The 1762-nt window shown below is 60.3% G+C and carries 1 protein-coding gene and 1 pseudogene; one reads left to right on the top strand and one right to left on the bottom strand.

The genetic code is table 11. The features are described 5' to 3' along the window. Positions 1 to 1324: M1 family aminopeptidase (locus tag WC739_RS24690; protein ID WP_372955609.1), on the top strand; the 1324-nt coding region annotated here is incomplete at its 5' end. 102 nt (positions 1325 to 1426) lie between these two features. Here the strand turns inward: WC739_RS24690 and aspA are convergent. Continuing rightward, a pseudogene (gene aspA / locus WC739_RS24685) lies at positions 1427 to 1762 on the bottom strand (aspartate ammonia-lyase); the annotation flags it as partial.

Here is a 1762-nt window from a genome sequence, read left to right as displayed (position 1 = left end):
ACGACGTAAGCGTGGCCTGGGCGAGGTGTCGCGCATGCCCAAGCTCGAGGACGAGACGGCGCGAGCGAACACATACATCGCTCACGACGCCGACTGGATCGACTTCAGGACCACTGTCTGCACCGCGCCAGACCAGGTTGCCCTGGCGCCGGGTTATTTGCAGAAAGAGTACAGCCGCGACGGTCGTCACTGCTTTGACTACGCCATGGACCGGCCGATGCAGAAGTTCTTCGCCTACCTTTCGGCGCGCTGGCAGGTGAAGAAAGACAACTACCAGGGCATCGCCATCGAGGTCTATTACGACGCCAAGCATCCTTACAACGTCGATCGCATGATCGCCAGCGTGAAGAAATCGCTGGCCTACTACCAGGCCAATTTCACCCCCTACCAGTTCAGGCAGGTACGCATCATCGAGTTCCCCGGCTACGGCTCATTTGCGCAGAGTTTCGCCAACACCATTCCGTACTCGGAGTCGATCGGCTTCATCGCCGACCTGCGCGACAAGGAGGCCATCGACTACGTGTACTACATCACCGCCCATGAAGTGGCGCACCAATGGTGGGCGCACCAGGTGATCGGCGCCAACATGCAGGGTTCGACCATGCTTTCGGAGTCGCTGGCGGAGTACTCGGCACTGATGGTAATGGAGAAGGAGTACGGCCGCGGCAAGATGCGCCGCTTCCTCAGGTACGAGCTGGACGCTTACCTGTCCGGTCGCGGCAGCGATCTGGTTGAGGAGCAGCCGCTGTTCCGCGTCGAGAACCAGCAACACATCCACTATAGGAAGGGCGCGCTGGTGTTCTACAGATTGCGTGAGGAACTGGGCGAGAAGGCGGTGAACCGCGCACTGAAGAAATTCCTGCTCGACAAGGGCTATCAGAACCCGCCTTACACGACTTCGCGCGAGCTGCTCGGCTATCTGCGCGCCGAAGCCGGGCCGAAGCAGCAACAGCTGATCACCGATCTGTTCGAGAAAATCAGTTTCTACGACAATCGCCTCGAACACGCTACGGCGAAAAGACGCGCCGACGGGAAATATGATGTCACTCTGGATCTGCGAGCCAGCAAGCTGTATGCCGATGGCAAGGGCAAGGAAACTGCCGGCCGCCTTGACGACTGGGTCGAAATCGGAGTGTTCGCTCGCGGCTCGTCGGGTACGGAGAGCGACGAGAAAGTTCTGTACCTGCAACGCCAGCATGTCGCCGAGGCAACATCCCGCGTTACCGTGGTGGTCGATTCGGAACCCTACGAGGCGGGCTTCGATCCATACAACAAGCTGATCGACCGCGTAGCCACCGATAACCGCAAGCGCATCAGCTTCTAGCCCCCCCCCCGCTCGCCGATGCGCTTTTTTTTGTAGGAGCGGCTTCAGCCGCGATCTCCCGACACGGCGAAAGCTTCGCGGCTGAAGCCGCTCCCACATGCATCAGTCGGCGATGCCGCCTTTGGTCAGGGCTTGGGGGTCGAGGAGTTTGCGCAGGTGCTTGTCGGTCAGCGAGGTCATTTCTTTCGCCACCTCCAGTACCGGGCGGTTTTCCTTGTAGGCGCGCTTGGCGATCTGCGCCGCGGCTTCGTAGCCGATCACCGGGTTCAAGGCGGTGACCAAAATCGGATTGCGCGACAGGCTTTCTTCCAACCGCGCAATGCGGACGGTGAAGCCGGCGATCGCGCTGTCGGCGAGCAGGCGCGAGGTGGTCGCAAACAGCTCCAGCGATTGCACGAGGTTGTGCGCGATTACCGGCAGCATGACGTTCAATTGGAA

It is taken from the genome of Mesorhizobium sp. (genome assembly GCF_041661565.1).
GTDB lineage: Bacteria > Pseudomonadota > Alphaproteobacteria > Rhizobiales > Rhizobiaceae > Mesorhizobium.
The sequence above is the reverse complement of the archived record's forward strand: the minus strand, read 5'-3'. Positions and strand labels throughout refer to the sequence as shown.